This window comes from Methanospirillum sp., assembly GCF_035560735.1.
Classification (GTDB): domain Archaea; phylum Halobacteriota; class Methanomicrobia; order Methanomicrobiales; family Methanospirillaceae; genus Methanospirillum.
Window position 1 is genome coordinate 1 of record NZ_DATMYY010000075.1, and the last position, 3,776, is coordinate 3,776.

The 3,776-nt window shown below is 44.8% G+C and carries 1 protein-coding gene; it reads right to left on the minus strand.

Annotation, left to right across the window (positions count from 1 at the left end; genetic code table 11):
• The coding region (locus VN429_RS02170; RefSeq protein ID WP_325629307.1) for a cobaltochelatase subunit CobN at positions 1-3,653 on the minus strand (3,653 nt) is incomplete at its 3' end.
• Between the last annotated feature and the right edge of the window lie 123 nt (positions 3,654-3,776).

The window sequence follows — 3,776 nt, forward strand, 5'->3', positions numbered from 1 at the left end:
CCCTGAACCTGACCTCCGGTGCCATCCATTCGATCTTCCATCAGCCCTTCTGTCATCAGGTATGACTCTTTTACTCCTTCCAGCACATCGGGATCAGCCTGCCAGACTCCACGCTGATTGGCTTCAAGAAGCCTTCTGCCAATCTCTTCCATGGCATACGGATTATTCTCTTCAAAGAACTTCCTATTCTCATCATTGAGCAGAAATGTTCGTGCAATATCATCAAAAATCCAGTCATCGACCTGGCCGGTTGTTGCATCCCATCCATACACTCTGCCAATTTTTCGTGAAAGTTCACTGGCTCCGGCATACCCATGTTCCTTGAGTCCATCGATATATTTAGGATTAAGAAGTTTTGTTCTGACAACCCGGGTTAGTTCTTCAGCAAGAGTTCTGACCTCTACGGATTCTGGATCCCGGGTATCACCATAATAGGTTGCAATTTTGTGGCCTTGCACCGTTTCTGCAGCAATAGTCATCCCACCATGTGTCCCAAAATAACAACAGCATCCAAGCAGATCATACTCATCTGTTGCAGTCTTATTGAAGGTCACATCAACAGTTTTCAGTTGTTCTATGAGATTATCATGGGCAGATTCTCCATATCTGTCTCTGCCATAGGAATACCCGTTCCATGAGATGTAAATGTCAGCAAGTTCGGATTCATCTTTCCAGGCTGATGCATAGAGTGCAAGATTTACTCCCATCCCATACGTTCCTGCCCGGCTTCCAAAGATCCTGCTATCAGGTCTGCTTCCAGATCCCTTTGACCTGGCATTCTGGTGCTTTCTGACATAGTTTAAATCATCAGGTTCAGACAGTGTAGCAACCGCACATACCGCATCATCCAGTAATTCAATACAGTTGTAAAAACAGTCACGAAGAATGCCCGAAGCCCGGATTGAGATATCTATCCTTGGCCTGTTCAGGGTCTCTAATGATAGCGGACGAATCCCGGTAACACGCCCATGACGCCAGACCGGTTCAACTCCAAGAAGATGCAGGAGCTTTCCGAGCGTCTCACCATCAGACCACATAATATCAGAAGCCATCCAGTATACCGCAACCGTTTCTGGGTATTTCCCCTCTTCATCAGAGAATTTTTTCAACAGAACTTCAGCAAGTTTTCTCCCAACCCTGAAAGCAGCTTCAGTAGGAACAGAGAATGGATCCAGACTATAGAAATTTCTCCCGGTCGGGAGGATGTCGGTCTTACCTCTACTGATAAGACCTGATGGTCCGGGCATTATGTATTCGGCATTCAATCCCCTGCGCAAAGCATTTTTCTCATCTGAAGCCTCAATTGCCTTTGACAGATCAAAAATTCTTTTTGTAACAGATTCAAGGAGAGGACTTGCGGGATTTATTAGACGAACATCGAGGGCATTGGCCGCTGCATCTTCCGGTGATAACCCGGAAAGAAGGGCGTTAACAAATTTCTTTCCTGCTTCATCAAGCATTTTAAGAAGAGCAATTTCTCCGGATTTTGGGATCAGGTCAAGCCCCATTAAGTCAATAATAAGTTTTCGAAGTTCCTGGTTAAACCTGAGCAACCCGACAATATATCCGGATAACTTTTCGCCCCTTGGAATCTGACCGAAGATATGCATACCTTCAGGTATCTGGCTGTTATAGATCCGTGTTAAGGATTCATGAGCAGCTTCTATCACCTCTGCCATTCCACCCCCCTCTTCCTTTATCTTATCCACATTGATCTCAGAGTCCAGCCTGTTTTTCGTGATAAGATCGATAATTACATGCTCAAGAGCATGGGCATGAGCGGGATCAGAGAGTGCGATCCGATTATATTCATCAATTCTATCAGCCAGTTCAGCTAGTTCTCCATATAATCCGCTCTCGCTCATCAAAGATTGCATATGACCAATCAGGGTTGCAGGAGTTCTTCGCTTTGCAATAGTTCCTTCAGGCGGATTATCTGTGTTATAGAGATAGAGAAGCGGAACCGATCGGAGCACAGCTGCCGGGATGCATGACTCAGAGAGGGCTGCTGATTTACCTGGCAAAAACTCCAGCGTTCCATGAGTTCCAACATGAACCAGCACATCTGCACCAAAAATATCTGTCAGATACCGGTATGTTGCAAAATAATGGTACGGTGGTGGAATTTCAGAATCATGTAGAATTTTGCAAACCTGCCCGTCACACCGGGCTCCGACACATCCACGTTTGGGTTGGGTGCAAACAAGGGCGTTTCCATATCGAAGGCCGGTTATAACCATTGAATTATGGTAAACCATTCCTGGAGGGACTCCATCCTTTTCTTCTCCAGGTGGCTTCCCCCAGGTTTCAGCCAGTTTATCTTTGAGTGATCCTGGCAATTCAGCAAACCAGGGGAGATATATTTCTGGCCTTATGAGATCAAGTGCTCCACCTTTTGCAACAATCTCTTCAACTGAGGTCCATCTGAACTCAGATAGTGCCTTCTTCTCCAAAATTGTGTCAATGAGTTCTTTTCCATTTGCCGGAACCTCTACATCATACCCATCATCTTTGAGATCAGAAAGAATACAGGCAACAGATTCCAGGGCATCAAGATGTGCAGCAGTCCCTACGGTCGCTTCTATTGAAGAACAGGGAGCATTGTTAAGAATAAACGCAATTTTGCGTTCTTGTGGTTTTTTTCGTTTAAGTCCAACCCACCGGGTGATAAATATAGAGAGAGATTCCATCCGGTCAGGAATTGATTCATGCCATTCGGTCTGACCAAATGAGGGTTCTTCAGTTGATCTTGTTCCAATCGGGATCATTCCGGTCATACCCATAAATTCAGGAACCACAATTGCCCAGCCGATCTCGGATGCTGTCAGACCAGAACTTTCAGAAAGCCATTCCTCATGAGTCCGGTTATAGATGATAAGTGGATGAATAACAGGAACATTAAGAGCAGAAAATGTTTTTACAGTTTCTAGGGGATTTTTTGAGATCGTGACAGACTGGAGATTGACAAGAAGATCAACATGAGAGCAATAATCTCTGATAACCTCATCGCCAGGTCGGGCTCCGAGATCTGCATCACCGGTTCCGATACAGAAGACCGCAATGACATCATGGTTCTGTTCAAGCCGCCTGATTAAATCATTAATTACCTGGAGATCGCGATTTGCCCAGTACAACCGGTAAAACAGAATTCCAATAAGACTTTCATGATTTCTCTCTCGCCAGCTGAAGTATTCTTTGGAGTCAGTAAAGATCCCATCTGCATCAGGATGGTAGATACCATCCCAGGCTGTAGGTTCTGGAGGATCATATGATATTGATTCGTGAAAAATAGCTGATCTCAAAAACCTGATCATTGAATCCAGGTTTTCAGCACCACCATAGACATAATATGCACTTGCTGTCGCCACTATCCTGGTTGAAACCGTAGCAACAGTCAGTCCTTCCTGATCATATCCGAATGGAACTATGGGGATGTCTGCTGGAATCTGTGGAATGATCTCATCCCATACCGGGTCCTGTGATGGATGAATTAACACGAGATCGGAATTCTTTAAATCCTCAATTGCTTCCCTTCGTCTCTTTTCTTCCCGTACAGATGTGCTTGTATAAAAAACATGTTCGATCTTCTGCCCCTCACATGCCTGATTCAGAAGTGGTAATTCTCCTCCCCATATGATTCCGCTTATTTTCATGTATGCTCCGTTATACAACAATATCAGTTACGCAATGAGACGCATTCCCGGCATCAGCCATCTCTCTGTTTCCCAAAGAAAATCTTTTACAAATATCATTGTAATCTGGCGTTTGTCGTAATC